Raw genomic sequence first — 25,593 nt, forward strand, 5'->3', positions numbered from 1 at the left:
GCGAGGACTTTTTGGTTACCTTTTTGGTCCTTCAAAAAGTGACCCGCCGTCAGGGCGGAACCCTAAGTGGCCATCACCCAAATAACGGATATACCCCCAAACCCAACACACCCCCAGACACCCAGACACCCAGACACCCAGACACCCAGCCTGCGACCCCATGCCACTTGCGTAAAAGAATGAAAATTCATCCATCCGCCGACATAAAATTCTTTTTGTCATTTTCAGTGCTGTATCCTGCCAAGGCTTTTTGAGAGCGCGGAATCACCTGCGATTGATAAAACAGATCTTGCGAGGAGCGACGACGATGCACGAGATACCTAATCTCCCCTTCCCAAGCCTGCACCCAACTGAGCAGCCAACACCGCAGCAGGCCAGTGACAAGCAGCCTGAGGCCAAAGAAGCAAAACCAGTCGACAGCAAAAGCCAGGACTGACGCCGTACCAGACCGTGTGGAAAGCGCACTTCAAGCGCTTTCCACACTGCCTGAATCACCGAGACCCCCGCCATGACCGACACCCTCCCCGACACCCCGGACGCCGCCGTACTCGACGCTGCCTTGCAGATGATCGAAGTCTGGAACCGCCTCAGCCCCGACAAACAAGCCCGGTTGCTCAAGCGTTTTGGCACCCAGGAAAACGCCCTGGCCGCCCTGGTAACCACGCAAATGCTGGCCTCGCCCCAGGCCTGAGGTGTTTTTGCGCTGACGTTTTGCTTTTTACCGCCCTGCGCAAGCCAAAGCATCGGTATCATTAGCAGCCTATCTTTACCTGCTGCAACGGTGGACCTCCCCCATGCCAAATACCCAGCGCCCCATGGCGGTCACGCTGCAAGTTGTTTCCATCGTGCTGTTTACCTTTATCGGCTACCTCAACATCGGCATTCCCCTGGCCGTTTTGCCGGGCTATGTGCACAGCCAACTGGGCTACGGCGCGGTCATCGCGGGCCTGGTGATCAGCGTGCAATACCTGGCCACCCTGCTGAGCCGTCCGTATGCCGGCAAAATCATCGATAACCTGGGCAGCAAGCGCGCGGTGCTGATCGGTTTGGTTGGTTGCGGCCTGAGCGGCGTGTTCATGTTGCTGGCGGCGTGGTTTTCCAGCCTGCCGGGCGTCAGCCTGATCAGCCTGCTGATTGGCCGACTGGTGCTGGGCAGCGCCGAAAGCCTGGTGGGTTCGGGCGCCATCGGCTGGGGCATCGGCCGGGTCGGTGCCGCCAACACGGCCAAGGTCATCTCGTGGAACGGCATCGCCAGCTATGGGGCGCTGGCCGTGGGGGCGCCGCTGGGCGTGTTGCTGGTCAGCCACTTGGGGCTGTGGAGCATGGGCGTCAGCATCATCCTGCTGGCAGTGCTCGGCGTGCTGTTGGCCTGGAACAAGGAAGCCGCGCCGATTGTAGCCGGCGTACGTCTGCCCTTCATGAATGTGCTGGGCCGCGTGCTGCCCCACGGCTGCGCGCTCGCATTGGGTTCGATTGGTTTTGGCACCATCGCCACGTTTATCACGCTGTATTACACGACCCAGAGTTGGGACAACGCGGTGTGGGCCTTGAGCCTGTTCGGCGCCAGTTTTATCGGCGCACGCCTGCTGTTCGGCAATTTGATCAACCGGATAGGCGGCTTTCGTGTAGCAATTGCCTGCCTGTCGGTAGAAGCCCTCGGCCTGCTGTTGCTGTGGATGGCACCCGACGCGCAATGGGCGCTCGCCGGTGCGGCGTTGAGCGGGTTTGGCTTTTCGTTGGTGTTTCCAGCGCTGGGCGTAGAAGCCGTCAATTTGGTGCCGGCCTCCAGCCGTGGCGCGGCGGTGGGGGCTTATTCGTTGTTTATCGACTTGTCGTTGGGTATCACCGGCCCACTGGCCGGGGCGGTGGCGGCAGGTTTCGGCTTTGCGTCGATCTTCCTGTTTGCTGCCCTGGCTGCCGTCGGTGGCCTACTGTTGAGTGTGTATTTGTACCGGCAAGCACCCAAGGCCCGTGAGGCGCGCGACGCCTAGAAGTCGACCTTGCCGCGCCCAGCCTTGATGCTGCCACGCTTGGTCTTGGATTCCAGTCGACGCTTCTTCGAGCCCAGGGTGGGTTTGGTCGGGCGGCGCTTCTTCTCGACCTTGGTGGCACTGAGGATCAACTCCACCAGGCGCTCCAGCGCATCGGCGCGGTTCTGCTCCTGAGTACGGTATTGCTGGGCCTTGAGCACCAGCACGCCTTCACTGGTGATACGACTGTCACGTAGCGCCAGCAAACGCTCCTTATAGAACGCCGGCAACGATGAAGCCGGGATGTCGAACCGCAGGTGCACCGCGCTCGACACCTTGTTGACGTTCTGCCCACCGGCGCCCTGGGCGCGAATGGCGGTCAACTCGATCTCGGCATCGGGCAAGTGCACGTTGTTGGAAATTACCAGCATCAATCAAAAACCTTAGGCAACGGGCGACAACAACATAAACAACAAGGACGCAGGAACATGAAAAGGCTATTCATCACTGTGCTCGGCACTTTATCACTCATTCAAACGTCACTGTCCTTCGCGGACAATGCCAACGGCAAAAACCTGTATTCACAGCGATGCGCCATGTGCCACGGCCCAGACCTCAAGGCCAGCGGGCCATTGGCCAGGAAAAGCAGCCCTGCCACGCCTGACCTTACAGCGCCTGCTTTCAAAAAACGGCTGGCGGATTATCCAGGCGTTATTGTGTCTTCTGTGATCCTTCGCCCCAATGGCAACCTGATCCCAAAAACCCTGCAAGACAATGGCGTGAAGGTTGCGCCGCATGCCTGGAGCGTCAAGGATTTTCGCGACCTCAACGACTACATGAGTGGCGTTATTTCAAACAGCCGATGAATTTCATCGCAAAAAAAATACCCCTCAATAGAGGGGTATTGATAACCGATGAAGCACCGCTTACTTCAGCGCTGCACTCGCCGTGGTCAACGCAGCGTCAGCACTGCGCTTGTTCTTGATCCCGTAACACACCGCCATGAACGCTACCCACACCGGGATTGCGTACACCGACACCTGAATCCCCGGAATCATCAGCATGATCACCAGGATAAACACCACGAACGCCAGGCAGAGATAGTTGCCATACGGATACCACAGGGCCTTGAACAACGGCACCTGGCCGGTGCGGTTCATGTGCTGGCGGAACTTGAGGTGGGAGAAGCTGATCATCGCCCAGTTGATCACCAAGGTGGCTACCACCAGCGACATCAGCAGTTCCAGCGCGTGCTGAGGGATGAAGTAGTTCATCAACACCGCCACCAGCGTGACCGCCGCCGACGCCAGGATCGAGCGCACCGGTACACCGCGCTTGTCGATCTTGGCCAATGCCTTGGGCGCATCGCCCTGTTCAGCCATGCCCAGCAACATGCGGCTGTTGCAGTAGGTGCCGCTGTTGTACACCGACAATGCCGCCGTCAGCACCACGAAGTTGAGGATATGCGCGGCGGTGTTGCTGCCCAGCATCGAGAACACCTGCACGAACGGGCTGCCGCTGTAGGCATCGCCCGACGCGTTAAGGGTCGCCAGCAGGCTGTCCCATGGCGTCAGCGACAACAGCACCACCAGCGCGCCGATGTAGAAAATCAGGATGCGGTAGATCACCTGATTGATCGCTTTTGGGATCACCGTACGTGGCTGATCAGCCTCAGCGGCGGTAAAACCAAGCATTTCCAGACCGCCGAACGAGAACATGATGATCGCCATGGCCATCACCAAGCCACCGACGCCATGGGGGAAGAACCCGCCGTGGTCCCACAGGTTGCTCACCGACGCTTGCGGGCCGCCGCTGCCGCTGACAAGCATGTAGCTGCCCAGGGCAATCATGCCGACGATAGCCACGACTTTGATGATGGCGAACCAGAATTCGGCCTCACCGAAGACTTTGACGTTGGCCAGATTGATCAGGTTGATCAACACGAAGAACGCCGCCGCCGAGACCCAGGTCGGGATCTCCGGCCACCAGTAGTGCACGTACTTGCCGACCGCAGTCAGCTCCGACATGCCCACCAGGATGTACAGAATCCAGCAGTTCCAGCCCGACAGGAAGCCGGCGAAACCGCCCCAGTACTTGTGGGCAAAGTGGCTGAAGGAACCGGCGACCGGCTCTTCGACGATCATTTCGCCGAGCTGGCGCATGATCATGAAGGCGATGAAGCCGCAGATGGCATAACCCAGGATCATCGATGGGCCGGCGGATTTGAGCACGCCGGCCGAGCCTAGAAACAGGCCGGTGCCGATGGCGCCACCGAGGGCGATCAACTGGATATGCCGATTTTTCAGGCCGCGTTTCAGTTCGCCTGAAGAAGATTGGGGTCCACTCATGAAAAGGGTCTCACGCAAGGTTTGAGAATATCGAATGCAGGTTGCTGCCTTGAATTACCGACTCAAGCAGCGCCGCTCAAACCCCAGCGCAGGCACCAGGAGTACAGCGTCTTTCTAACGGTCATGCGTCACCTGTTTGTTTTTATCTGTGACGAAATCGAACCCGTCCGACTCGTGGCCGGACGGAGTGATCAGGGTGGGTAAACCCTGAGGTCTTGGCCTTTTGCGTGGATACGCAAGGAGGGTCACAGTAAAACGCGGCGCATTGTACACCGCTCGACAGCTTCAGCACGCCCCAACAGGGTGCACGCGACAAACTGTAAGCTAATCCTTACAGCCGAACACCACTCAGGAATGCCGGGGCAAACCCGTAAAACTATCGTTACACCCCGGAAAATAAGCGTTACAGCCAGACTTTTTTGTCGGCCAACGGAAAACTGTCAGTGAGAAACATCTGAATAATCGGTTCAGCCAATGTGCTGTTTTTTCTGGATAAAAAATCACTGCGAAAAAACAGAAGAAAAAATCCAAATGAAACCGTGTCAATAAATATTTTGCATTTTCAAACACTCTCTCCTAGGTTCTTTCACTTGCCAGCGAAGCCCGTTGGCAAGCCGTTCTCAAACAACGTCCTCTAGGAGATACACCATGCAAGCACTGGAAAACGACCTGGAAACCGAACTGCAACTTGACGATTGGTTTGAAGCGCCGACCCATGAGGCCGCCGTTGAAATGATGCAAGCCGACGCCGTTGTGCCCTTTGGCACCGCGATGTGGCCTTTCTAACACCCGGCAGGCATCCGGCAGATGCAGTGCACTGCATCTGCCCCCTTACCCAAGGCACAGAAGGACACCCGTCATGGACAAGGCCCGCGCCGTCGAACACTTTCTCTACTACCTCGCGCACCACCCGGCACTCAACGGCCTGAGCCGCCCTACCGTGTTGCTGGGCCATACCGAGCGCTACGACGCCATCGCCGAAGCCATCACCCATAGCAGCGCCGCACGCTTCAACTTCCAATGCCAACGGCTGGACCTGACGCCCAGCGACACCCTGGCCCACGCCATCGAAGCCTGCGACCTGTACCTGTTTCTGTATGACTCTTCGACCCTGCCCAACCCACGCGCCGAAGGCCCTGACTTTATTCGCGCCCTGCAAGGCGTGATGGCCGAGCACTGGAAGAAATCCCTGCTGTTCAAGGATTATGGCGACTATTTCTACGACACCTTCAGCGTCGAGCCGCAGCGCATCGCCGACCTCAACGCCACGCTGATCCGGCGCATGTCTCAGGCCAGCGTGCTGAGCTTTACCGACAAACACGGCTCACGCCTTGAAGCGCCGCTGAGCAGCATCAAGAAGTGGACCAATATCAACGGGGTCGGCAACCACGACCTGGCGCCGGGCGAAATCGCCACCCACAGCGAGGCCATCAACGGCCAGGTGCGGTTTGTCGGCACCTTTCTCAGCACCATCCCGTTTGCGCGCAAATACGGCGTGCTGCAATCACCGCTGGAGTTGTGGATCGAGAACTCGACGATTTGCAGCGTAGCCAGCGACGTGCCGGGGCTGGCGGATGACTTCAACAAGTACCTGAATGCCAACCCGTCGAATCGCCGTGTCGAGGAATTGGGGATTGGCACCAATGAAGGGGTTAAAGACTTATATGCGCGCAACGCCGGGTTTGAGGAGCGCCATTGCGGGTTGCACCTGGGCTTGGGTGGCGGGCAGAAAGGCAGCCATCACCTGGATCTGATCTTTGAGAGTGGCGTGTTGGCACTGGATGACAAGCCGGTGTTTGATGGCAGGTTTGCGTTCTAAACACCGATCCACTGTGGGAGCGGGCTTGCTCGCGAATGCGGTGGATCAGTCAATGCATGTGCAAGCTGATACACCGCATTCGCGAGCAAGCCCGCTCCCATAGTTGATTGGGTTATCAAATTTCAGAGCCCAAAAAAAACGCCAACCCGAGGGTTGGCGTTTTTTTATGCCGCAATCAAATCACTGCGGCTTCTTGCGACCAAAACCCGGACGCTGACCGGAACCGGCCGGCGCGCCACGGCGCTTGCCCGACGGCTCGTCGGCGACCAGTTTCGGGCCAGGGCGCTTGTTCGCCGCTGGCTTGGCTGGGCGCTTGGTGCTGGCGTTGTCCGCTGGGCGGTCCGCCTCACCACGGTTGCTACGGCCACCGCTTGGCGCTTCACCACGGGCAGGACGCGGGGTGCGTGGCGCACGCTCGCCTTCCTGACGCGATGGTGCGGTTGGGCGGCGCTCGCCTTCGATGTGCGGCTCGCGGGAGATACGACCACCGGTTGCCGGTGCATTCAGCGCCGGGCGCAAGGTGCGGGCAACACGTTCGGTACGCGCCACAGGACGCGAGGATTTACGCTGCATACGCTCAAGCTTGTCTTTGCTCTTGGCGTTCATCTGCGGCATGGCCACCGGCGTCAGGCCGACTTCGGCGCTGAGGATGTCGACTTCGTACTGGCTCATTTCGCGCCAGCGGCCCATCGGCAGGTCGGAGTTGAGGAACACCGGGCCGAAACGCACGCGCTTCAAGCGGCTGACCACCAGGCCCTGGGATTCCCACAGGCGACGGACTTCACGGTTACGGCCTTCCATCACCACGCAGTGGTACCAGTGGTTGAAACCTTCACCACCGGGCGCCTGCTTGATGTCGGTGAACTTGGCCGGGCCGTCTTCCAGCACCACGCCAGCCTTGAGACGTTCGATCATCTCGTCATCGACTTCGCCGCGCACACGCACGGCGTATTCACGGTCCATCTCGTAGGACGGGTGCATCAGGCGGTTGGCCAGTTCGCCGTCGGTGGTGAACATCAGCAAGCCAGTGGTGTTGATGTCCAGGCGGCCGATGTTGATCCAACGGCCTTCTTTGGGCTTGGGCATCTTGTCGAACACGGTCGGACGGCCTTCCGGGTCGTCACGGGTGCAGATCTCGCCATCGGGCTTGTTGTACATGATCACGCGGCGCACCGATTCGGCGGCCTCTTCACGCTTGATGACCTTGCCATCAATGGTGATTGCATCGTGCAGGTCGACGCGCTGGCCGAGGGTAGCCTCGACGCCATTGACCTTGATGCGCTTCTGGGTGATCCAGGCTTCGACGTCGCGGCGTGAGCCCACGCCGATACGCGCCAGCACCTTTTGCAGTTTTTCGCCTGCTGGGCCGATTTCCTGGCTGTCGTTCTGGTCTTGGTCGTTCATCTTAAGCACCTCCCGGTGGGTCGATTCAGGCGTGGCCTGAAGAGTATTGAAAGCGGGGCTTTGGCCGAATAGGTCGGCAAAGGGTCGCGAATCATACGCGCATGGCGCGGGTTTCGCATCACAGACTAGTCGATAAGGCCCAAGTCATTTGCTTTTCCGCCGACCGGTGGCGCCCAGGGCCAGCAGGCGCAGCTCGGCTTCGGCCAGAACGGTGCGTTTGTCAGCTTTGTCGAGCTTCTTCCAGGCACGGATTTCGCGCTTGCTGCGGCCACAGCCGACGCAGATGTCGTCGGTGAATTTGCAGATGCTGATGCAGGGATCTTTGGTTGAACTCATCACTACTACTCTCGTTCCCACGCTCCGCATGGGAACGATCGTTTGGGCTCAGGGCAAGCGTTTAACGCTGAATTTTTCGCCGGTCCGGGACAGCTTGGCCTGCCAGCTTTGCCCGTTACAGTCGAGTTTGATCTGGACCGGGATACTCGTGCCGTCATCGTCCGTGAATTGCGTGGGCTTGCAGCCCATCGGCAGCGCGTTGGAAGCGCCAATCCATAACGCCTTCGACGAAGCAGGCCGGTAGTACACGGGGCGCTCGCCCGCCGTCCCTTTGCTTATACCGATAGCGCCGGTGGGGTCGGCGCCAGCAACAATGCTCACGCTTTGATCGCCGTCCAACGGTGCATAAACGGTGGCCACCGCATAACCAGCGGCAAAAACCACCGAGCTTGCCAATACCGCTCCCCCAACTGAATGGGAGAAGCGTTGAAGAGTGCTTTTCATGATGAGTCATCCATATTCAAAGAAAGGGATCACACCACCACCGATCAAACAGCTCAGCCACAATGGTGTTCAGCGAGTTAATGCCGAGACTCAACACCACGCAACTGTCAGAACTAACAGGTAGGACCTGTGTAACAAGGCCCGTTTACTGATCAGGGCTCAAACGAGCGGCGCTCGTTTTCAATCGCCTCAGCCAACGCACGGGCCTCGTCTTCCTCGTCGCTCAAGGGCGGTTGCTCAAGTGCGGCGACGGCTGCCAGAAGTTTCTCGCGGGCTTGCGCGACGCCAAGGATGTCTTCTTCAGGCTCTGGCTCTGGTTCTTCTGGCGCCGGTTCTTCAGGCGCTGGCTGTTCGACTTCAGGCGCGACTTCATTGTTCAGTTGGGTTTGCGACTCGGCATCGCCATCACGCAACAAATCATCAAAGTCAGTCTTGATACCCTGCTCCATGTCATCGAGCTCAAGCAACAAGGTATGGAAACTGGTTTCGTCCTTCGGCTCTTCCGGCTCGGCGGTGGCGTCGGCCAATTCCTGCAGGCTGGCCGGCACCGGTGCATCGTCGAAGTCGAGCACCGGCTCGGCTTCCATCTCGCGCAGTTCGGCGAGCGGCGGCAGGTCGTCGAGGTTTTTCAGGTTGAAGTGGTCGAGAAACACCTTGGTGGTGGCGAACATCGCCGGTTTGCCGGGCACGTCGCGATAGCCGACGATGCGGATCCACTCGCGCTCCAGCAGCGTCTTGACGATATGGCTGTTGACCGCCACGCCCCGCACATCCTCGATCTCGCCGCGCGTAATCGGTTGGCGATAGGCAATCAGCGCCATGGTCTCCAGCATCGCGCGGGAATAACGCTGCGGGCGCTCTTCCCACAAGCGGCCGACCCACGGCGAAAACTTCTCACGAATCTGCAGGCGATAACCTGACGCCACTTCGCGCAGTTCAAAGGCGCGACCGTCGCAGGACTTGCGCAGAATCTCCAGCGCCTTTTTAAACACTGGCGGTTCAGGCCGCTCGGCCTCTTCGAACAACTCGAACAGGCGTTCCAGAGACTGCGGTTTACCCGAGGCCAGGAGAAAGGCTTCCAGCAAGGGCGCCAGTTCGCGGGGTTCAGTCAAATTCATCGATTCAGCTCTTTATTCGGCTCGCGCCCGCACGTGGATAGCCGCAAAAGGCTCATTCTGGACCAGCTCGACCAAGGATTCCTTGACCAGTTCAAGGATCGCCATAAAGGTCACCACCACCCCCAAACGCCCTTCTTCCTTGGTAAACAGCTCGACAAACGGCACAAAGCCGCCGCCTTTGAGGCGCTCCAGCACATCGCTCATGCGCTCGCGGGTCGACAGCGCCTCGCGGCTGACCTGGTGGCTTTCGAACATATCGCCACGGCGCAGCACCTCGGCCATGGACATCAGCAATTCTTCCAGGCTTACATCCGGCAACAGCTTGCGCGCCCGCGCTTCTGGCGCGTCAAGCTTGGGCACCACCACATCACGGCCCACGCGGCTCAAACCGTCTATGCCTTCGGCGGCGGCCTTGAAGCGTTCGTATTCTTGCAGGCGGCGGATCAGTTCGGCACGCGGGTCGTCTTCTTCGGCCTCGATGGTCTCGGCGCGCGGCAAGAGCATGCGCGACTTGATCTCGGCGAGCATGGCAGCCATCACCAGGTACTCGGCGGCCAGTTCCAGGCGTACCGACTGCATCAACTCGACGTACCCCATGTACTGGCGGGTGATTTCCGCCACCGGGATATCGAGGATATTGATGTTCTGCTTGCGGATCAGGTACAGCAGCAAGTCCAGCGGGCCTTCGAAGGCTTCAAGGAAGACTTCCAGCGCATCCGGCGGAATATACAGGTCGAGCGGCATTTCCATGACCGCCTGGCCATACACCATGGCAAAGGGCAGTTCTTGCTGGGCGCCCGCCTGGGGATCAGCGGTTTCCACGGCCGACATTCAGGCCTCAACCATAAACGGTGTCGGGTCGCCGCAGCCCACGCGCACCACTTCCGGCTCGCCGTCGGCCAGGTTGATCACGGTGGATGCCTTGTTGCCGCCGTAGCCGCCGTCGATGATCAGGTCGACGTGTTTTTCCAGCAGGCGGCGCATCTCGTAAGGGTCGTACAGCGGCTCTTCTTCACCGGGCAAAATCAGCGACACGCTCATCAATGGCTCACCCAGTTCAGCCAGCAACGCCAGGGCAATCGGGTGCTCGGGCACACGCAGGCCGATGGTGCGCTTCTTGGGGTGCAGCAACAGGCGCGGCACTTCGCGGGTGGCGTTGAGAATAAAGGTGTACGGCCCCGGCGTGTGGGCCTTGAGCAGGCGGAAGGTGCCGGTGTCGACCTTGGCGAACAAGCCGAGTTGCGACAAATCGCTGCAGATCAACGCAAAGTTGTGGTTCTTGTCCAGTTCACGCAGGCGTCTGACCCGTTCAACCGCGCTTTTGTCGCCGATCTGGCAACCAATGGCGTAGGACGAGTCAGTCGGGTAGATCACCACGCCACCGGCGCGAATGATCTCCACGGCCTGTTTGATCAGGCGCGCTTGAGGGTTTTCCGGATGAATCTGGAAGAATTGACTCACGTGTTCTACCTGTTCAGACGGTGGCAATAATGGGGTCATGCTTGAATCGCCCCCACAACAGCGGCAAGTCTTCCGGGACCTGGCGGTACTCGCCAATCTCGGACCAGCCGCCTGGGCCATGAAAATCACTGCCGGCGCTGACCAGCAGACCAAATTCGCGGGCAAGAATCGCCAGGCTGCCCACCTGATCAGCGGGTTGATGCCCGTTGACCACTTCGATTGCGTGGCCGCCCGCTCCAATATAGTCGGCAATCAGCTTGCGGCGTTTGCTACGGGTGAAATCGTAATGCCAGGGATGCGCCAGGCTCACCCAGGCCCCGGAGGCGCGCAATGTGCCGACCGTATCTTCCAGCGTCGGCCAGTGTTGCTTCACATCACCCAACTTGCCGGCGCCCAGCCACTTGCGAAAGGCTTCGGCGCGGTCCTTAACAAAACCTTCACGCACCATCCAGTCGGCAAAGTGCGGCCGGGCCGGTGCGTTGCCGCTGTCGCCCAGTTCCTGCTGGATGGCGCGCGCGCCGTCGAGCGCATTGGGCATGCCTTTAAGGCTGAGTTTGCGGCTTATTTCTTCGGACCGCAGCCAACGGCCATCGTGCAATTGGGCGATGGCCGCCACTAACGGCGCTGCGTTTTGATCGAAACCGTAGCCGAGCACATGAATGGTGGCGCCGCCCCAGGTGCAGGACAATTCCACGCCGTTGACCAGTTGCATGCCCAGCGCATGCGCCGCCGTGCGGGCCTCGTCGAGGCCCTCGAGGGTGTCGTGGTCGGTCAACGACAGGACTCGCACGCCTTTTTCAAACGCACGCGCAACCAGTACCGCGGGCGCCAGGGCGCCGTCGGAGGCCGTGCTGTGGCAGTGCAAATCAACATTCACGGGAGTGTGTAACCTCAAGTCAGCTGGCGCTTTCGCTACCAAGGATGTTTGTTATTATGCCGCCACATCCAGCTTCTGGCTCTTACTGTGAAACAATTCATCGACTTCATCCCGCTGTTGCTGTTTTTCATCGTTACCAAACTCGACCCCAGGGTCATTGATATCGCCGGTCATCAGCTCTCGTTCGGGGGCATCTACAGCGCCACCGCCGTGCTGATCGTCAGTTCTATCGTAGTCTACGGCGCCATTTTCATTTCCCAGCGCAAACTGGAAAAAAGCCAATGGCTGACCCTGGTTGCCTGCCTGGTGTTCGGCGGCCTGACCCTGGCCTTTCACAGCGAAACCTTCCTTAAATGGAAAGCCCCGGTGGTGAACTGGCTGTTCGCGCTGGTGTTTATCGGCAGCCACTTCATCGGTGACCGCCTGTTGATCAAGCGCATCATGGGCCACGCGCTGACCCTGCCGGAGCCGGTATGGGTGCGTTTGAACGTGGCCTGGATCGTGTTTTTCCTGTTCTGCGGCGCCGCCAACCTGTTCGTGGCCTTTACCTTCCAGGATTACTGGGTGGACTTTAAAGTCTTCGGCAGCCTGGGCATGACCGTACTGTTTCTGGTCGGCCAAGGTATCTACCTGTCGCGCCATCTGCATGACACCGCCCCTACCACGCCGAAAACCGAGGACTGACATGCTCTACGCCATCATTGCTACCGACGTTGCCGATTCGCTGGAAAAACGCCTGAGCGTGCGCCCGGCGCACCTTGAGCGCCTGAAAACCCTGCAAGCCGAAGGCCGCCTGGTGATCGCAGGCCCGCACCCGGCCGTCGACAGCAATGACCCAGGCGCCGCCGGCTTCACCGGCAGCCTGATCATTGCCGAGTTCGCCTCCCTGGCCGACGCGAAGGCCTGGGCCAACGCCGACCCGTACATCGGCGCAGGCGTCTACGCTGATGCAGTGGTCAAACCGTTCAAGCAAGTCCTGCCTTAAGCCCGGCTGCGCTGAACCTAATCGGTTCGGCGCGCTCCTAATTGCTCATTATTCTCGGTAACCTGCCGACAACGTTCTGAATATTCGTGTGGAATCAGGAGTTCCGATGCGCTTACGTCCGTTGTGTCTGTTGGCAGTGTTAATGATCGGGGCGACCGCCCACGCTGAAGAAACCTCGAACACCGGCAGCTCCACGCCCTTGTCCCTGAGTGCCGGCAGCCAGATCACCGAGTTGCAGCAACGCTTGAAAGAAAGCGAACGGCTGCGTGAAGAACTGAGCAAACAACTGCAAAGCACAGAGGCCGCCCGTGAAAGCGCTCAACTGAATCGCTTGCGCCAGGAGAACCAACGCCTGGCCCAGCAACTCAAAGAGACACAGGGCGGCACCCTGACCCGCTGGCTGACCGAGCAACAACAGTGGTTTGTTACCGGCGGGGCCGTCGCACTGATCGCCTTGCTGTGCGGGATCTTCGCCAGCGGTGGGCACCGTCGCCGTCGACAATGGCTAAATTGAGTGAGTAATGAGCGAGCTGTTACTGATAGATGATGACCAGGAGCTCTGTGAGCTGCTGACCAGTTGGCTGAGCCAGGAAGGTTTCCAGGTGCGCGCCTGCCACGATGGCTTGAGCGCCCGCAAAGCCCTGGCCGAAGCCGCACCCGCCGCCGTTGTGCTTGATGTGATGCTGCCGGATGGCAGCGGCCTGGAGCTGCTAAAGCAATTGCGCAATGACCACCCGGAATTGCCGGTGGTGATGCTCTCGGCCCGTGGCGAGCCGCTGGACCGTATCCTCGGCCTGGAACTGGGTGCCGACGATTACCTGGCCAAGCCTTGCGACCCACGCGAACTGACTGCGCGCCTGCGCGCCGTGCTGCGCCGCAGCCACCCGGCGGCCGTGTCGACGCAGATGGAACTGGGAGACCTGTGCTTCAGCCCGGTGCGCGGCGTGGTCAGCATCGATGAGCAGGAATTCACCCTCACCGTGTCCGAAAGCCGCCTGCTCGAAGCGTTGCTGCGCCAGCCCGGCGAGCCGCTGGACAAGCAGGAACTGGCGCAGATCGCCCTGGGCCGCAAGCTGACCCTTTACGATCGCAGCCTGGACATGCACGTGAGCAACCTGCGCAAAAAGATCGGCCCGCACCCGGATGGCCGTCCACGGATCGTGGCGCTGCGCAGCCGCGGCTACTACTACAGCCTCTAAAGATCGTTCCCACGCTCCGCGTGGTAATGCCGCCTGGGACGCTCTGCATCCCGCTGTGTACGCCGGTGACGCAGAGCGTCACGGTATGCATTCCCACGCAGAGCGTGGGAACGATCAATGTAAACCTCGCAACAAACCCTCTTTACCCAAGCTTTACCCTCCCCTGACCGCCGCTGACCTTGCGCTGCGTAACCTACTCACATCCGGACTCACCGGAATAGAGACAGGAGAAACACCATGCGCAAGACCCTTATCGCTCTGATGTTCGCCGCTGCCCTGCCAACCGTTGCCATGGCCGCAGCGCCAGAAGGCCCAGGCCCGATGGGCGGCCCTGAAGGCCATATGATGGGCGGCCCTGGCCACGGCGGTGAACACGGTCCGCGTGGCAAAGGCGGCCCCTTCAGCCAGCTCGACCTGAGCCGCGAACAGCGCGAGCAAATCGGCAAGCTGATGGGCGAACAATGGCACGGCCGCAAAGAGATCGTGCGCAAGTACCTGGACAAACTGCCAGCCGCTGACCAGCAGGCCATGAAAAACGACATGGCCGCCGCCAAGCAGAAAACCCAGGCTGACATTCGTGCCGTGCTCAAACCCGATCAACAGAAGAAATACGACGACATCGTCAAAAAGCAAGCCGAGCGCCGCGCCGAGTGGAAGGAATTCCAGGCCTGGAAAGCGCAACAGCCGCAAAAAGCGCAATAATGCTCTAGCGTTACCTCCCAGCCCAGTGGCTCGCGCCGCTGGGCTTTTCTTGCTTGAGGGTTTCCTGTGCGTTCATTGTTCTGGCGCATCCTGGCCAGTTTCTGGCTGGCCATCGCCTTGGTTGCCGGGCTGTCGATCCTGCTTGGGCACATGCTTAACCAGGATGCCTGGATTCTCAGCCGTCATCCCGGCCTCAACAACCTGGCGCAAGAGTGGACGCAACTCTACGAAGCCCAGGGTGAGGACGCCGCCCAGGAGTTGCTGCAACAACGCAAACGCCAGTACCACATCGACGTGCAGGTACTCAACGAAAGCGGCGACCCGGTGGTACGTGGCACCTTCCCGCGCCGCGCCGCCGCCTTCGAAGCCCGCCAGAATGACAACCAGGACAGCCACCTGCCCTGGCGCCGCCTGACCGCCGAGTACACCAGTGAAAAAACCGGTGACACTTACCTGCTGATCTACCGCATTCCCCACCCGGAGCTGGACGCCTGGCACCGCAGCAGCCTGCTGTGGCCGTTGAGCGCGCTGGCCATTGCCCTGGTAGTGCTGACGCTGTTCAGCCTGTTGGTAACCTTGTCCATCACCCGCCCACTCAGCCGCCTGCGCGGCGCAGTGCATGACCTGGGCCAGACCACCTATCAGCAAAACAGCCTGGCGCAATTGGCCAACCGCCGCGATGAGTTCGGCGTGCTCGCCACCGACTTCAACCGCATGGGCGCGCGCCTGCAAAGCCTGATCGGCAGCCAGCGCCAATTGCTGCGCGATGTGTCCCACGAACTGCGCTCACCACTGGCCCGCCTGCGCATCGCCCTGGCCCTGGCCGAACGCGCCAACCCCGAAGAACGCGAACGGCTGTGGCCGCGCCTGACCCGCGAGTGCGACCGCCTGGAAGCGCTGATCAGTGAAATCCTCGTACTCGCCCGTGTGGATGCCGACAACGCCAGCGCAGAGGATGTGGACCTCACCCCACTGCTCAAGACCTTGCAAAAGGATGCCCAACTCAGTGCGCCGGAACAGGTGGTGCAACTGAGCGCCGAGCCCGCACTGCACCTCAAGGGCTGGCCGACCATGATCGAGCGCGCCGTGGACAACCTGCTGCGTAACGCCCAGCGCTTTACCCCCGTGGGCCAGCCCATCGAGCTAAGCGCCCAGCACCAGGGCGAGCGCATCCTGATCAGCGTGCGCGACCACGGCCCCGGCGTTGAAACCGAACACCTGAGCCAGCTGGGCGAGCCGTTTTATCGCGCGCCCGGCCAAGCCGCCCAAGGCCACGGGCTGGGCCTGGCGATTGCCCGTCGCGCCGCCGAACGCCATGGCGGCAGCCTGATCCTGGGCAATCACCCGGACGGCGGTTTTATCGCCAGCATCGACTTGCCGTTGGTGCCGGGAGTGGTCACAGCCGTGTGAGGATCTTCTATAGTGGCCCTTCTCTAACGGAGGGCCTTTGATGACTGACCTGCTGACACCCATCCAAGCCGCACTCGATTTACCGCAAACCCCGCTGACGTTTACCGAGGCCGGCGCCCTGCCCTCGACCTTTGCCGTGACCGAACTGGCCAGCGCCAGCCTCGGTGCTGCCGGCCAGGCGGTTGCTCAACTTATCCAGCAACAAACCGGGCGCTTGCCCAGCGTGAGCGTGGACCGGCGCCTCGCGTCCTTTTGGTTCTCCTCCTCGATTCGCCCGGTGGGCTGGCAAGTGCCGCCGCTGTGGGACCCGGTGGCCGGCGACTACGCCAGCGCCGACGGCTGGATCCGTTTGCACACCAATGCGCCCCATCACCGTGCTGCCGCCGAGCGCGTGCTGGGCAAGGTCAATGACAGCGCCGAGATGGCCAGTAAAGTCGCGACCTGGAACGCCGCCGAACTGGAACAGGCGATCGTCGAAGCCGGCGGTTGCGCGGCGCAGATGCGCACATGGCAGGCCTGGCAAACCCATCCGCAAGGGTTGGCGGTAAACGCCGAGGCACTGGTGCAGCGCCAGACCTTCGACACCACCTGTCACAAACCCTGGCTCGGCTCGGTGGCGCGCCCGCTCGCGGGCATCAAGGTGCTGGATTTGACTCGTGTGTTGGCCGGCCCCGTGGCCAGCCGTTTTCTCGCAGGCTTGGGCGCAGATGTACTGCGCATCGACTCACCGACCTGGAACGAGCCCGGCGTAGTACCGGAAATGACCCTGGGCAAACGCTGCGCGCGCCTGGACCTTAAGAAAGCCGAAGACCGCCAGGTGTTTGAAAGCCTGCTCAAAGACGCCGACATCCTGTTCCACGGTTACCGCGCCGACGCACTGGAGCAACTGGGCTACACCGCAACTGAACTGCAAAACCTCGCCCCTGGCCTGATCGACGTGAGCCTCAACGCCTACGGCTGGAGCGGCCCGTGGCGTAACCGTCGCGGCTTCGACAGCCTGGTGCAGATGAGCAGCGGCATTGCCGAAGCCGGCATGGCCTGGAAACAGGCGGATAAACCGGTGCCGCTGCCGTTGCAGGCGCTGGATCATGCCACCGGGTATTTGATGGCGGCCAGTGCCATTCAAGCGCTGAGCGAGTGCCTGAAAACCGGACGCGGTGGTTCGGCGCGGTTGTCATTGGCGCGCACGGCGAAGTTGCTGGTGGAGGCCGGGCAAGTGCCGGAGCAGCCGGCGTTACGGGCAGAAGACCCGGGCGATCAGGGCTTGGTGGTGGAACAGACAGCCTGGGGCCAGGCCCATCGTTTGCTGGCGCCGGTGACCATCAGTGGCACGCCGTTGCAGTGGGATTTGCCCGCCGGGGAATTGGGCTCGCACCGGGCTCAGTGGTGACTTGAAAACCGCTTTCGCGAGCAAGCCCGCTCCCACATTGGGCCCCATTCCAAAGGATGTACTCAGTCAAGTGTGGGAGCAGGCTTGCTCGCGAAGAGGCCCTGACAGATGTCATCAGTCCATTCTGCTCAACGACGTCCACAAATGCTGCGCCGCATACGCCCTTAAAGGCCGCCACGCCTCAGCTCTGGCCAACAACTGCCGCGCCGACACCGGTCCGCCTTCCAACGCCGCCAGTGCATTGATCAAACCAATATCCCCCGACGCAAACGCATCCGGCTCACGCAACTGACGCATGGCGATGTACTGCGCGGTCCAGTCGCCAATGCCCGGCAAGGCTACCAGCCGCGCCACGCCGTCCTTGAGGCTGGCCTTAGGCTCAAACAGCGATGGATCATCCAGCAACGCCTGAGCCACACCCGACAAGGTACGGCCCCGCGCCTTGGGCATGCCCAATGTCGCCAGGTCCGCCGCCGCCAAGACTTCAGGAGCAGGAAACACATGAGTAATACCGGCATAGGGCGTGTGCAGCGGCTGGCCATACTGCGCCACCAATTTACCTGCCAGGCGAATGGCCGCGACCACCGTGATCTGCTGGCCCAGCACGGCGCGAATCGCCAGTTCCAAACCGTCCCACGTGCCCGGCACACGCAGGCCAGGGCGGGCAGCCACCAGCTGCGCCATCAACGGGTCGGCGGCCAGTTGTGCATTGATCAACCCAGGTTGGGCATCCAGATCGAACATCGCCCGCAGGCGCCGCTCGATCTCGGGCAACGACGCCATGTCGGGAAACTCAACGCCCACTTCCAGCCAATCGCCTGCGCCCGGCGCCACGCTGATCCAACCGTGCTGCCCGTTCACGCTGATGCTGCGCCGATACACGCCGGCCTGTACGGTCTCCAACCCGGTGATGGCCCGCGCCGATAAAAAGCCCAGCATTGCCGCCCAGTCATAGGGCGGCTCATACGCCAATCTCACAACGACAACACCCCGCTATACAGCCCATAAGCCGCCAGCCCAGCGCCCGCGATCACGCAGCTGAAAATGCCTTTTTCCATGTGCGTAAACAAGGGCTGGCCCTGCTCGCGCTTGGCCAGGGCAAACAGGATCACGCCGGGCGCATACAACAACGCCGAGAGCAGCAGGTACTTCAAGCCGCCGGCGTACAGCAGCCAGACGGCATAGCCGAGGGCGATCAAACCGACCAGCAGATCCTTATAGCGCTGGCGCTGGGCACCGGCATAGGTTTCACCGCGCCCGCTCAACAGTACCGCGTAGGCTGCCGACCACAGGTACGGCACCAGGATCATCGACGAGGCCAGGTAAATCAGGGTGGTGTAGGTGCTGTGGGAAAACAGCGTGATCACCAGGAACACCTGGATCATCACGTTGGTCAGCCACAGCGCGTTGACCGGCACCCGATTGGGGTTTTCCTTTTTCAGGAACGCCGGCATGGTCTTGTCATGGGCAGTGGCGTAGAGGATTTCCGCACACAGCAGCGCCCATGACAGCAAGGCGCCGAGCAGCGACACGGCCAACCCGATGCTGATCGCCATCGCGCCCCACGGCCCGACGATATGTTCCAGCACACCCGCCAATGACGGGTTTTGCAATTGCGCCAGCTCCGGCTGGCTCATGATGCCCAGGGACAGCACATTCACCAGCACCAGCAGCGCCAGCACGCCGAGAAAACCGATCACGGTGGCGCGGCCCACGTCCGAGCGCTTCTCGGCGCGCGCCGAATACACGCTGGCGCCCTCGATACCGATAAATACAAACACAGTCACCAGCATCATGTTGCGCACCTGATCAACCACGCTGCCAAATTGCGGGTTGCCCAGGCCCCAGATATCGCGGGTGAAAATATCCGCCTTGAACGCCACGGCGGCGATTACGATAAACATCAGCAACGGCACGATCTTCGCCACTGTGGTGATCTGGTTGATGAACGCCGCCTCCTTGATGCCGCGCAGCACCAGAAAATGCACCGCCCACAGCAGCAGCGAGGCACAGCCGATGGCGACCGGTGTATTGCCCTGGCCGAACACCGGGAAAAAGTAGCCGAGGGTGCTGAACAGCAACACGAAGTAACCGACGTTGCCCATCCACGCACTGATCCAGTAGCCCCAGGCCGACGAAAACCCCATGTAGTCACCGAACCCGGCCTTGGCGTAGGCGTACACGCCGGAATCCAGTTCGGGTTTGCGATTGGCCAGGGTCTGGAACACAAACGCCAGGGTGAGCATGCCGACGGCGGTGATGGCCCAGCCGATCAGCACCGCGCCCACTTCGGCGCGTGCGGCCATGTTCTGCGGCAAAGAGAAAATCCCGCCGCCGATCATCGAACCCACCACCAGGGCAATCAACGCGCTGAGACGTAGTTTCTCGGCCGGTTGGGACATGAAAACTCCTGAAATAAAATAGTTTGAGATAACACGCGTGCACTCAACTAATTAACTCAGCGAGTGTAGCGTTTATTAAAGACCGCGATAAAACCGTCACGCTCATAACGCAATGGCATGACAGTTTATAAAGTTTAGGCTTATTTAGAATTTAAATACGCAAGGCACTTTGCCACTTTATGAAGGCTAAGCGAGGTATTCGAGAAAAGTTTGCACATTCTGCAAAACGGGCTAGCGTCAAACGTCCATACCTCGGACTAAATGATTAATCAAAACGCACGAGCCGCTCTGGAAAGCGCCTTTGCGGGGCAAACTATTGCCTCGGGATTTTACCCTTAAGTCATTAATTCACAATGGAATGTGCCAATGAAGTGATCTGAGTCAGCTGTTTGATTAGCGCACGGAATTATTCTGTGGTCTCTCTTCTCCTGCATTGGAGTCATGCAATGTCTGAAACTCCCGGAAAACTTCGACTCGGCGCACTGGTTGCGCTGGTCGTGGGCTCAATGATTGGCGGCGGGATCTTCTCACTGCCGCAAAACATGGCCGCCAGCGCCGATGTCGGCGCGGTGTTGATCGGCTGGGTCATTACCGCCATCGGCATGCTCACCCTCGCTTTCGTGTTCCAGACCCTGGCCAATCGCAAACCTGACCTCGACGGCGGCGTGTACGCCTACGCCAAGGCCGGATTTGGCGACTACATGGGTTTCTCATCGGCCTGGGGCTACTGGATCAGCGCCTGGCTGGGCAACGTCGGTTACTTCGTGTTGCTGTTCAGCACCCTCGGTTACTTCTTCCCCATCTTCGGCGAAGGCAACACGCCAGCGGCGGTGATCGGCGCCTCGGTGCTGCTGTGGGCCGTGCATTTCCTGGTACTGCGCGGAATCAAGGAAGCAGCCTTCATCAACCTGGTGACCACCGTCGCCAAGGTGGTGCCGCTGGTGCTGTTTGTATTGATCGCGTTGTTCGCGTTCAAGCTGGACATTTTCACCGCTGACATCTGGGGCGTGAAAAACCCCGACCTGGGCAGCGTGATGAACCAGGTGCGCAATATGATGCTGGTCACCGTGTGGGTGTTTATCGGCATCGAAGGCGCGAGCATCTTCTCATCCCGTGCAGAAAAACGCAGTGACGTCGGCAAGGCCACCGTGATCGGTTTTATCACCGTGCTGCTGTTTCTGATGCTGGTGAACGTGCTGTCCCTGGGCATCATGACCCAACCGGAACTGGCCAAACTGCAGAACCCATCAATGGCGGCCGTGTTGGAGCATGTGGTGGGCCACTGGGGCGCGGTGCTGATCAGCGTCGGCTTGATCATCTCGCTGTTGGGTGCGCTGCTGTCGTGGGTGCTGCTGTGTGCGGAGATCATGTTCGCCGCCGCCAAGGACCACACCATGCCGGAGTTCCTGCGCAAGGAAAACGCCAACCATGTGCCGGTCAACGCCCTGTGGCTGACCAATGCGATGGTTCAGGTTTTCCTGGTGATCACACTGTTCTCGGCCAGCACTTACCTGTCGCTGATCTACCTCGCCACCTCAATGATCCTGGTGCCTTACCTGTGGTCGGCGGCCTATGCGCTGCTGCTGGCGGTGCGCGGCGAGACCTACGAAAACGCCCTGCGCGAGCGCAAGAAAGACCTGTTCATCGGCGCCATCGCCCTGATCTACGCGGTCTGGCTGCTCTACGCCGGCGGCACCAAATACCTGCTGCTGTCCGCCCTGCTCTATGCCCCCGGCGCCATCCTGTTCGCCAAGGCCAAGCATGAACTGGGCAAACCAATTTTCACCAACGTCGAGAAGCTGATTTTTGCCGCAGTCGTCATTGGCGCCCTGGTGGCTGCCTATGGCCTCTACGACGGCTTCCTGACTCTGTAATTCTGACTGGAGGATCTGTAATGACCACGGAAAAAGTGAAGTACGGCGTACATTCCGAAGCCGGCAAACTGCGCAAAGTCATGGTGTGTTCCCCAGGTTTGGCCCACCAGCGGCTGACCCCCAACAACTGCGACGAACTGCTGTTCGATGACGTGTTGTGGGTGGCCCAGGCCAAGCGCGACCACTTCGACTTCGTGACCAAGATGCGCGAGCGGGACATTGATGTGCTGGAAATGCACAACCTGCTGACCGATATCGTCGCCATCCCCGAAGCGCTGGACTGGATCCTGGAGCGCAAGATCACCGCCAACACCGTTGGCCTGGGCCTGGTCGATGAAGTCGGCTCGTGGCTGCGCAGCCTGGAGCCGCGCAAGATCAGCGAGTTCCTGATTGGCGGCGTGTCCGCCGATGACCTGCCGAGCAGCTTCGGTGGCCGAACCATCGAGATGTTCCGCGACTTCCTCGGCCACTCGAGCTTCATCCTGCCGCCGCTGCCCAACACCCAGTTCACACGCGACACCACTTGCTGGATCTACAGTGGTGTGACGCTCAACCCGATGTACTGGCCGGCGCGACGTCAGGAAACCCTGTTGGCCAGCGCCATCTACAAATTCCACCCCGAGTTCACCAACGCCGACTTCCAGATCTGGTATGGCGACCCCGACCAGGAACACGGGGCTGCCACACTCGAAGGCGGCGACGTGATGCCGATTGGCAATGGCGTAGTGTTGATCGGCATGGGTGAGCGTTCTTCGCACCAGGCCATTGGCCAACTGGCGCGCAACCTGTTCAAGAACAAGGCCGTGGAACGCGTGATCGTCGCCGGCCTGCCGAAGTCCCGCGCGGCGATGCACCTGGACACCGTGTTCAGCTTCTGCGACCGCGACCTGGTGACCATCTTCCCCGAAGTGGTCAACCAGATCGTGCCCTTCACCCTGCGCCCGGATGAAAGCAAGCCACACGGCATCGACATCCAGCGGGAGAAAACCAACTTCCTCGAAACCGTGGCCGCAGCGCTCAACCTCAAAGCGCTGCGAGTGGTCGAGACCGGCGGCAACAGCTTCGCCGCCGAGCGCGAGCAATGGGACGACGGCAACAACGTGGTGGCCGTGGAGCCTGGCGTGGTGATCGGTTACGACCGCAACACCTACACCAATACCCTGCTGCGCAAGGCCGGTGTGGAAGTCATCACCATCAGCGCCGGTGAACTGGGCCGAGGCCGTGGCGGCGGCCACTGCATGACCTGCCCGATCATCCGCGACCCAATCGACTATTAAGGAGACTCATCATGGCTTTTAACATGCGCAACCGCAGCCTGCTGTCGCTGATGCACCACACTACCCGCGAGCTGCACTACCTGCTGGACCTGTCCCGCGACCTCAAACGCGCCAAGTACACCGGCACCGAGCGTCCGCACCTGCAGGGCAAGAATATCGCGCTGATCTTCGAAAAAACCTCGACCCGCACCCGTTGCGCGTTCGAAGTGGCAGCCCATGACCAAGGTGCCCACGTCACCTACATTGACCCGGTGTCGTCGCAGATCGGCCACAAAGAAAGCATGAAAGACACCGCCCGCGTATTGGGCCGGATGTTCGATGCCATCGAGTACCGTGGCTTTGAACAGGAAATCGTCGAAGAGCTGGCCAAGTTCGCTGGTGTGCCGGTGTTCAACGGCCTCACCGCTGAATTCCACCCAACGCAAATGATCGCCGACACCCTGACCATGCGCGAGCACAGCGACAAGCCGCTGCATGACATCAGCTACGCGTACCTGGGCGACGCGCGCTACAACATGGGCAACTCGTTGCTGATGATCGGCGCCAAACTGGGCATGGACGTGCGCATCGGCGCGCCGAAAGCGCTGTGGCCACACGAAGACTTCATCAAACAGTGCCAGGCGTTTGCCGAAGAAAGCGGCGCGCGCATCACCATCACCGAAGACCCGAAAGAAGCCGTCAAAGGCGTGGACTTCATCCACACCGATATCTGGGTGTCGATGGGTGAGCCGGTGGAAGCGTGGGACGAGCGCATCGAGCAACTGCTGCCGTACCAGGTCAACGCCAAGATGATGAAAGCCTCGGGCAACCCGCGCGTGAAGTTCATGCACTGCCTGCCGGCGTTCCATAACAGTGAGACCAAGGTGGGCAAGGACATCGCCGCGCGCTATCCGAACCTGGCCAATGGTGTGGAAGTGACTGAGGAAGTGTTCGAGTCGCCGGCCAACATCGCGTTTGAGCAGGCGGAAAACCGCATGCATACCATCAAGGCGATTCTGGTGTCGGCGCTGGCGGATATCTAACCCCACTCTGATCGTTCCCACGCTCTGCGTGGGAATGCAGCCAGTGACGCTCTGCGTCACAAGAGCGGACGCAGAGCGTCCAGTGAGGCATTCCCACGCAGAGCGTGGGAACGATCCTTCTAAAAGGAATGCATTATGCGCATCGTCGTAGCCCTGGGCGGCAACGCCCTGCTCCGCCGTGGTGAACCCATGACGGCGGACAACCAACGCGCCAATATCCGCATCGCCACCGAACAGATCGCCAAAATCCACCCCGGCAACGAGCTGGTGATTGCCCATGGCAATGGCCCGCAAGTCGGCCTGCTGTCGTTGCAGGCAGCGGCCTACACCCAGGTTTCGCCCTACCCGCTGGACGTGCTCGGTGCCGAGACCGAAGGCATGATCGGCTACATCATCGAACAGGAACTGGGCAACCTGCTGGACTTCGAAGTGCCGTTCGCCACCTTGCTCACCCAAGTGGAAGTCGACGCCAAAGACCCGGCCTTCCAGAACCCGACCAAGCCCATCGGCCCGGTGTACTCCAAGGCCGAAGCCGAGAAACTCGCCGCTGAAAAAGGCTGGGCCATTGCCCCCGATGGCGACAAATACCGTCGCGTGGTGGCCAGCCCACGCCCCAAACGCATCTTTGAAATCCGCCCGATCAAGTGGCTGCTGGAAAAACGCGCCATTGTGATTTGCGCCGGCGGCGGCGGCATCCCGACGATGTATGGAGAAGACGGCAAGCTGCGCGGCATTGAAGCGGTGATCGACAAAGACCTGTGCTCATCCTTGCTGGCCGCGCAACTGGACGCCGATTTGCTGGTGATCGCCACCGACGTCAACGCCGCCTTTATCGACTTCGGCAAGCCGAGCCAGAAGGCCATCGGCCAGGCCCATCCCGACGACATGGAGAAGCTCGGCTTCGCCGCCGGCTCCATGGGGCCGAAGGTGCAAGCGGCCTGCGAGTTCGCCCGCCAGACTGGCAAAACCGCAGTGATCGGTTCACTCTCGGACATCGAAGCCATTGTCCAGGGCACGGCCGGCACGCGTATCAGCACGGCAAAACCTGGCATCACCTACCTGTGAAGTAGAGGAGAAACGCCTATGGCCACCTTTGAACCCGGTCACCTGCACATCGAACGTCACGCGCTCAACAAGGAGGACTACAGCTACAACCTGTGCATCGACTACGAGGTCAGCCAGGATCCAAAGGAAGGCAAGGGAATGCTCTTCAAGCTGCATGGCTCGGTGCAGGGCAAGGACCTCAAGGAAGAATTCTTTTTACCCAAGGACCAGGCCTTCGACTTTGCCCGGCATGCGATGAATATCGCTCATAAATACGGGATGCCAAAGATTGCGGTGTTGAACGGTTCGATGCACAAACAGTACGACGAGATGTTTGAGGATGTAAGGCATCAGTTGGATGTGAAGCCGGGCGATCCGGTAAAACCCGAGCACCTGGAATAACAAGTTTGCACTGTCACAACACCATCAATGTGGGAGCGGGCTTGCTCGCGAATGCGGTCTTTCAGTCAATAAATTAAGAGACTGACACGCCGCATTCGCGAGCAAGCCC

Annotated in this window: 29 protein-coding genes; 18 read left to right on the forward strand and 11 right to left on the reverse strand. The window is 60.3% G+C overall.

The window, feature by feature from the left end; all coding sequences use genetic code 11:
* The 3 genes from K0H48_RS00640 to K0H48_RS00650 all read left to right on the forward strand — a co-directional run.
* Positions 1-254, forward strand: a 254-nt coding sequence (locus K0H48_RS00640) for a hypothetical protein (RefSeq protein ID WP_219265768.1), incomplete at its 5' end; no start/stop codon positions are given.
* A gap of 254 nt (positions 255-508) precedes the next feature.
* Positions 509-691: a hypothetical protein gene (locus K0H48_RS00645; protein WP_219265775.1), complete on the forward strand. Its 183-nt coding sequence runs from the start codon at positions 509-511 to the stop codon at positions 689-691.
* Positions 692-794: 103 nt separating this feature from the next.
* Positions 795-1,991 carry an MFS transporter gene (locus K0H48_RS00650; RefSeq protein WP_138814090.1) on the forward strand — a complete coding sequence of 399 codons (1,197 nt, stop codon included), beginning with the start codon at positions 795-797 and terminating at the stop codon, positions 1,989-1,991.
* On the opposite strand, the gene arfB is transcribed toward K0H48_RS00650, so the two are convergent.
* Entirely contained in the window at positions 1,988-2,401 is a 414-nt protein-coding gene (arfB, locus tag K0H48_RS00655; protein ID WP_017139168.1) for an alternative ribosome rescue aminoacyl-tRNA hydrolase ArfB, read from the reverse strand. The two genes, K0H48_RS00650 and arfB, sit on opposite strands and share 4 nt — an antisense overlap.
* A 57-nt stretch (positions 2,402-2,458) precedes the next feature.
* On the opposite strand from arfB, the gene K0H48_RS00660 reads away from it, so the two are divergent.
* The gene (locus K0H48_RS00660) at positions 2,459-2,836 is read left to right on the forward strand and encodes a cytochrome c (RefSeq protein ID WP_219265785.1); all 378 of its coding nucleotides are present in this window, start codon (positions 2,459-2,461) and stop codon (positions 2,834-2,836) included.
* A 60-nt stretch (positions 2,837-2,896) separates the two neighbouring features.
* On the opposite strand, the gene K0H48_RS00665 is transcribed toward K0H48_RS00660, so the two are convergent.
* Entirely contained in the window at positions 2,897-4,318 is a 1,422-nt protein-coding gene (locus K0H48_RS00665) for an amino acid permease (protein WP_219265787.1), read from the reverse strand.
* 648 nt (positions 4,319-4,966) lie between these two features.
* Here K0H48_RS00665 and K0H48_RS00670 point away from each other — a divergent pair.
* Both K0H48_RS00670 and K0H48_RS00675 read left to right on the forward strand, forming a co-directional pair.
* Positions 4,967-5,104: a hypothetical protein gene (locus tag K0H48_RS00670; RefSeq protein WP_003175756.1), complete on the forward strand. Its 138-nt coding sequence runs from the start codon at positions 4,967-4,969 to the stop codon at positions 5,102-5,104.
* 73 nt (positions 5,105-5,177) lie between these two features.
* The gene (locus K0H48_RS00675; protein WP_219265789.1) at positions 5,178-6,137 is read left to right on the forward strand and encodes a leucyl aminopeptidase; all 960 of its coding nucleotides are present in this window, start codon (positions 5,178-5,180) and stop codon (positions 6,135-6,137) included.
* Positions 6,138-6,317: 180 nt separating this feature from the next.
* On the opposite strand, the gene rluB is transcribed toward K0H48_RS00675, so the two are convergent.
* The 7 genes from rluB to K0H48_RS00710 form a co-directional block, all read right to left on the reverse strand.
* Positions 6,318-7,541, reverse strand: a complete 1,224-nt coding sequence (gene rluB, locus K0H48_RS00680; protein WP_017139164.1) for a 23S rRNA pseudouridine(2605) synthase RluB — start codon at positions 7,539-7,541, stop codon at positions 6,318-6,320.
* A gap of 144 nt (positions 7,542-7,685) precedes the next feature.
* On the reverse strand, positions 7,686-7,877 hold the full coding sequence (locus K0H48_RS00685; RefSeq protein ID WP_016973229.1) for a DUF1289 domain-containing protein: 192 nt from the start codon (positions 7,875-7,877) through the stop codon (positions 7,686-7,688).
* A gap of 48 nt (positions 7,878-7,925) precedes the next feature.
* A complete protein-coding gene (locus K0H48_RS00690; protein WP_219265790.1) occupies positions 7,926-8,321 on the reverse strand; it encodes a hypothetical protein in 396 nt (131 codons plus the stop codon).
* A gap of 152 nt (positions 8,322-8,473) precedes the next feature.
* Positions 8,474-9,439 (reverse strand): SMC-Scp complex subunit ScpB, encoded by a 966-nt coding sequence (gene scpB, locus K0H48_RS00695; RefSeq protein WP_219265803.1) that lies wholly within the window; start codon positions 9,437-9,439, stop codon positions 8,474-8,476.
* Between the two features lie 12 nt (positions 9,440-9,451).
* Positions 9,452-10,150 carry a ScpA family protein gene (locus K0H48_RS00700; protein WP_219266016.1) on the reverse strand — a complete coding sequence of 233 codons (699 nt, stop codon included), beginning with the start codon at positions 10,148-10,150 and terminating at the stop codon, positions 9,452-9,454.
* 120 nt (positions 10,151-10,270) lie between these two features.
* Positions 10,271-10,900 (reverse strand): L-threonylcarbamoyladenylate synthase, encoded by a 630-nt coding sequence (locus tag K0H48_RS00705; RefSeq protein WP_058422259.1) that lies wholly within the window; start codon positions 10,898-10,900, stop codon positions 10,271-10,273.
* Positions 10,901-10,913: 13 nt separating this feature from the next.
* Complete coding sequence (locus K0H48_RS00710) at positions 10,914-11,777, reverse strand: PHP domain-containing protein (protein WP_138814084.1); 864 nt, start codon at positions 11,775-11,777, stop codon at positions 10,914-10,916.
* 87 nt (positions 11,778-11,864) lie between these two features.
* Here K0H48_RS00710 and K0H48_RS00715 point away from each other — a divergent pair, with 87 nt between their 5' ends.
* From K0H48_RS00715 to K0H48_RS00745, 7 genes are all read left to right on the forward strand, one after another.
* On the forward strand, positions 11,865-12,461 hold the full coding sequence (locus tag K0H48_RS00715) for a septation protein A (RefSeq protein ID WP_219265805.1): 597 nt from the start codon (positions 11,865-11,867) through the stop codon (positions 12,459-12,461).
* 1 nt (position 12,462) lies between these two features.
* On the forward strand, positions 12,463-12,762 hold the full coding sequence (locus tag K0H48_RS00720) for a YciI family protein (RefSeq protein WP_219265807.1): 300 nt from the start codon (positions 12,463-12,465) through the stop codon (positions 12,760-12,762).
* A gap of 106 nt (positions 12,763-12,868) precedes the next feature.
* On the forward strand, positions 12,869-13,276 hold the full coding sequence (locus tag K0H48_RS00725; RefSeq protein ID WP_138814081.1) for a translation initiation factor 2: 408 nt from the start codon (positions 12,869-12,871) through the stop codon (positions 13,274-13,276).
* 7 nt (positions 13,277-13,283) lie between these two features.
* A complete protein-coding gene (locus K0H48_RS00730; RefSeq protein ID WP_056858601.1) occupies positions 13,284-13,961 on the forward strand; it encodes a response regulator transcription factor in 678 nt (225 codons plus the stop codon).
* 237 nt (positions 13,962-14,198) lie between these two features.
* On the forward strand, positions 14,199-14,663 hold the full coding sequence (locus K0H48_RS00735) for an LTXXQ domain protein (RefSeq protein WP_219265809.1): 465 nt from the start codon (positions 14,199-14,201) through the stop codon (positions 14,661-14,663).
* Between the two features lie 66 nt (positions 14,664-14,729).
* Positions 14,730-16,073: a HAMP domain-containing sensor histidine kinase gene (locus tag K0H48_RS00740; RefSeq protein ID WP_219265816.1), complete on the forward strand. Its 1,344-nt coding sequence runs from the start codon at positions 14,730-14,732 to the stop codon at positions 16,071-16,073.
* A gap of 40 nt (positions 16,074-16,113) precedes the next feature.
* Positions 16,114-17,463 (forward strand): CoA transferase, encoded by a 1,350-nt coding sequence (locus K0H48_RS00745; RefSeq protein ID WP_219265818.1) that lies wholly within the window; start codon positions 16,114-16,116, stop codon positions 17,461-17,463.
* A gap of 114 nt (positions 17,464-17,577) precedes the next feature.
* On the opposite strand, the gene K0H48_RS00750 is transcribed toward K0H48_RS00745, so the two are convergent.
* A complete protein-coding gene (locus K0H48_RS00750; protein ID WP_219265819.1) occupies positions 17,578-18,441 on the reverse strand; it encodes a DNA-3-methyladenine glycosylase in 864 nt (287 codons plus the stop codon).
* Positions 18,438-19,865: an arginine-ornithine antiporter gene (arcD, locus tag K0H48_RS00755; protein WP_065930455.1), complete on the reverse strand. Its 1,428-nt coding sequence runs from the start codon at positions 19,863-19,865 to the stop codon at positions 18,438-18,440. The genes K0H48_RS00750 and arcD (K0H48_RS00755) overlap by 4 nt, the downstream gene beginning before the upstream one ends.
* Positions 19,866-20,311: 446 nt before the next feature.
* On the opposite strand from arcD (K0H48_RS00755), the gene arcD (K0H48_RS00760) reads away from it, so the two are divergent.
* The 5 genes from arcD (K0H48_RS00760) to K0H48_RS00780 all read left to right on the forward strand — a co-directional run bounded on the left by arcD (K0H48_RS00760) (position 20,312) and on the right by K0H48_RS00780 (position 25,484).
* Positions 20,312-21,739, forward strand: a complete 1,428-nt coding sequence (gene arcD, locus K0H48_RS00760; RefSeq protein ID WP_110621409.1) for an arginine-ornithine antiporter — start codon at positions 20,312-20,314, stop codon at positions 21,737-21,739.
* 20 nt (positions 21,740-21,759) lie between these two features.
* Positions 21,760-23,016: an arginine deiminase gene (gene arcA / locus K0H48_RS00765; RefSeq protein ID WP_219265827.1), complete on the forward strand. Its 1,257-nt coding sequence runs from the start codon at positions 21,760-21,762 to the stop codon at positions 23,014-23,016.
* A gap of 11 nt (positions 23,017-23,027) precedes the next feature.
* Entirely contained in the window at positions 23,028-24,038 is a 1,011-nt protein-coding gene (locus tag K0H48_RS00770; protein ID WP_027605559.1) for an ornithine carbamoyltransferase, read from the forward strand.
* A gap of 135 nt (positions 24,039-24,173) precedes the next feature.
* Complete coding sequence (arcC, locus tag K0H48_RS00775) at positions 24,174-25,103, forward strand: carbamate kinase (protein WP_219265836.1); 930 nt, start codon at positions 24,174-24,176, stop codon at positions 25,101-25,103.
* Positions 25,104-25,121: 18 nt separating this feature from the next.
* Positions 25,122-25,484 (forward strand): DUF5064 family protein, encoded by a 363-nt coding sequence (locus K0H48_RS00780; protein ID WP_219265838.1) that lies wholly within the window; start codon positions 25,122-25,124, stop codon positions 25,482-25,484.
* Positions 25,485-25,593 lie beyond the last annotated feature (109 nt).

The sequence above is a fragment of the Pseudomonas sp. Xaverov 259 genome (genome assembly GCF_019352915.1).
GTDB lineage: Bacteria > Pseudomonadota > Gammaproteobacteria > Pseudomonadales > Pseudomonadaceae > Aquipseudomonas.

Bases quoted from the DNA above. Each gene is read 5' to 3' on its own strand.
- scpB (WP_219265803.1), bottom strand. From the start codon at position 9,439: ATGAATTTGACTGAACCCCGCGAACTGGCGCCCTTGCTGGAAGCCTTT.
- arcA (WP_219265827.1), top strand. From the start codon at position 21,760: ATGACCACGGAAAAAGTGAAGTACGGCGTACATTCCGAAGCCGGCAAA.
- rluB (WP_017139164.1), bottom strand. From the start codon at position 7,541: ATGAACGACCAAGACCAGAACGACAGCCAGGAAATCGGCCCAGCAGGC.
- K0H48_RS00670 (WP_003175756.1), top strand. From the start codon at position 4,967: ATGCAAGCACTGGAAAACGACCTGGAAACCGAACTGCAACTTGACGAT.
- K0H48_RS00660 (WP_219265785.1), top strand. From the start codon at position 2,459: ATGAAAAGGCTATTCATCACTGTGCTCGGCACTTTATCACTCATTCAA.
- K0H48_RS00780 (WP_219265838.1), top strand. From the start codon at position 25,122: ATGGCCACCTTTGAACCCGGTCACCTGCACATCGAACGTCACGCGCTC.
- K0H48_RS00770 (WP_027605559.1), top strand. From the start codon at position 23,028: ATGGCTTTTAACATGCGCAACCGCAGCCTGCTGTCGCTGATGCACCAC.
- K0H48_RS00725 (WP_138814081.1), top strand. From the start codon at position 12,869: ATGCGCTTACGTCCGTTGTGTCTGTTGGCAGTGTTAATGATCGGGGCG.
- K0H48_RS00720 (WP_219265807.1), top strand. From the start codon at position 12,463: ATGCTCTACGCCATCATTGCTACCGACGTTGCCGATTCGCTGGAAAAA.
- K0H48_RS00735 (WP_219265809.1), top strand. From the start codon at position 14,199: ATGCGCAAGACCCTTATCGCTCTGATGTTCGCCGCTGCCCTGCCAACC.
- arcD (WP_065930455.1), bottom strand. From the start codon at position 19,865: ATGTCCCAACCGGCCGAGAAACTACGTCTCAGCGCGTTGATTGCCCTG.
- K0H48_RS00675 (WP_219265789.1), top strand. From the start codon at position 5,178: ATGGACAAGGCCCGCGCCGTCGAACACTTTCTCTACTACCTCGCGCAC.
- arfB (WP_017139168.1), bottom strand. From the start codon at position 2,401: ATGCTGGTAATTTCCAACAACGTGCACTTGCCCGATGCCGAGATCGAG.
- K0H48_RS00745 (WP_219265818.1), top strand. From the start codon at position 16,114: ATGACTGACCTGCTGACACCCATCCAAGCCGCACTCGATTTACCGCAA.
- arcC (WP_219265836.1), top strand. From the start codon at position 24,174: ATGCGCATCGTCGTAGCCCTGGGCGGCAACGCCCTGCTCCGCCGTGGT.
- arcD (WP_110621409.1), top strand. From the start codon at position 20,312: ATGTCTGAAACTCCCGGAAAACTTCGACTCGGCGCACTGGTTGCGCTG.
- K0H48_RS00730 (WP_056858601.1), top strand. From the start codon at position 13,284: ATGAGCGAGCTGTTACTGATAGATGATGACCAGGAGCTCTGTGAGCTG.
- K0H48_RS00645 (WP_219265775.1), top strand. From the start codon at position 509: ATGACCGACACCCTCCCCGACACCCCGGACGCCGCCGTACTCGACGCT.
- K0H48_RS00650 (WP_138814090.1), top strand. From the start codon at position 795: ATGCCAAATACCCAGCGCCCCATGGCGGTCACGCTGCAAGTTGTTTCC.
- K0H48_RS00665 (WP_219265787.1), bottom strand. From the start codon at position 4,318: ATGAGTGGACCCCAATCTTCTTCAGGCGAACTGAAACGCGGCCTGAAA.
- K0H48_RS00685 (WP_016973229.1), bottom strand. From the start codon at position 7,877: ATGAGTTCAACCAAAGATCCCTGCATCAGCATCTGCAAATTCACCGAC.
- K0H48_RS00690 (WP_219265790.1), bottom strand. From the start codon at position 8,321: ATGAAAAGCACTCTTCAACGCTTCTCCCATTCAGTTGGGGGAGCGGTA.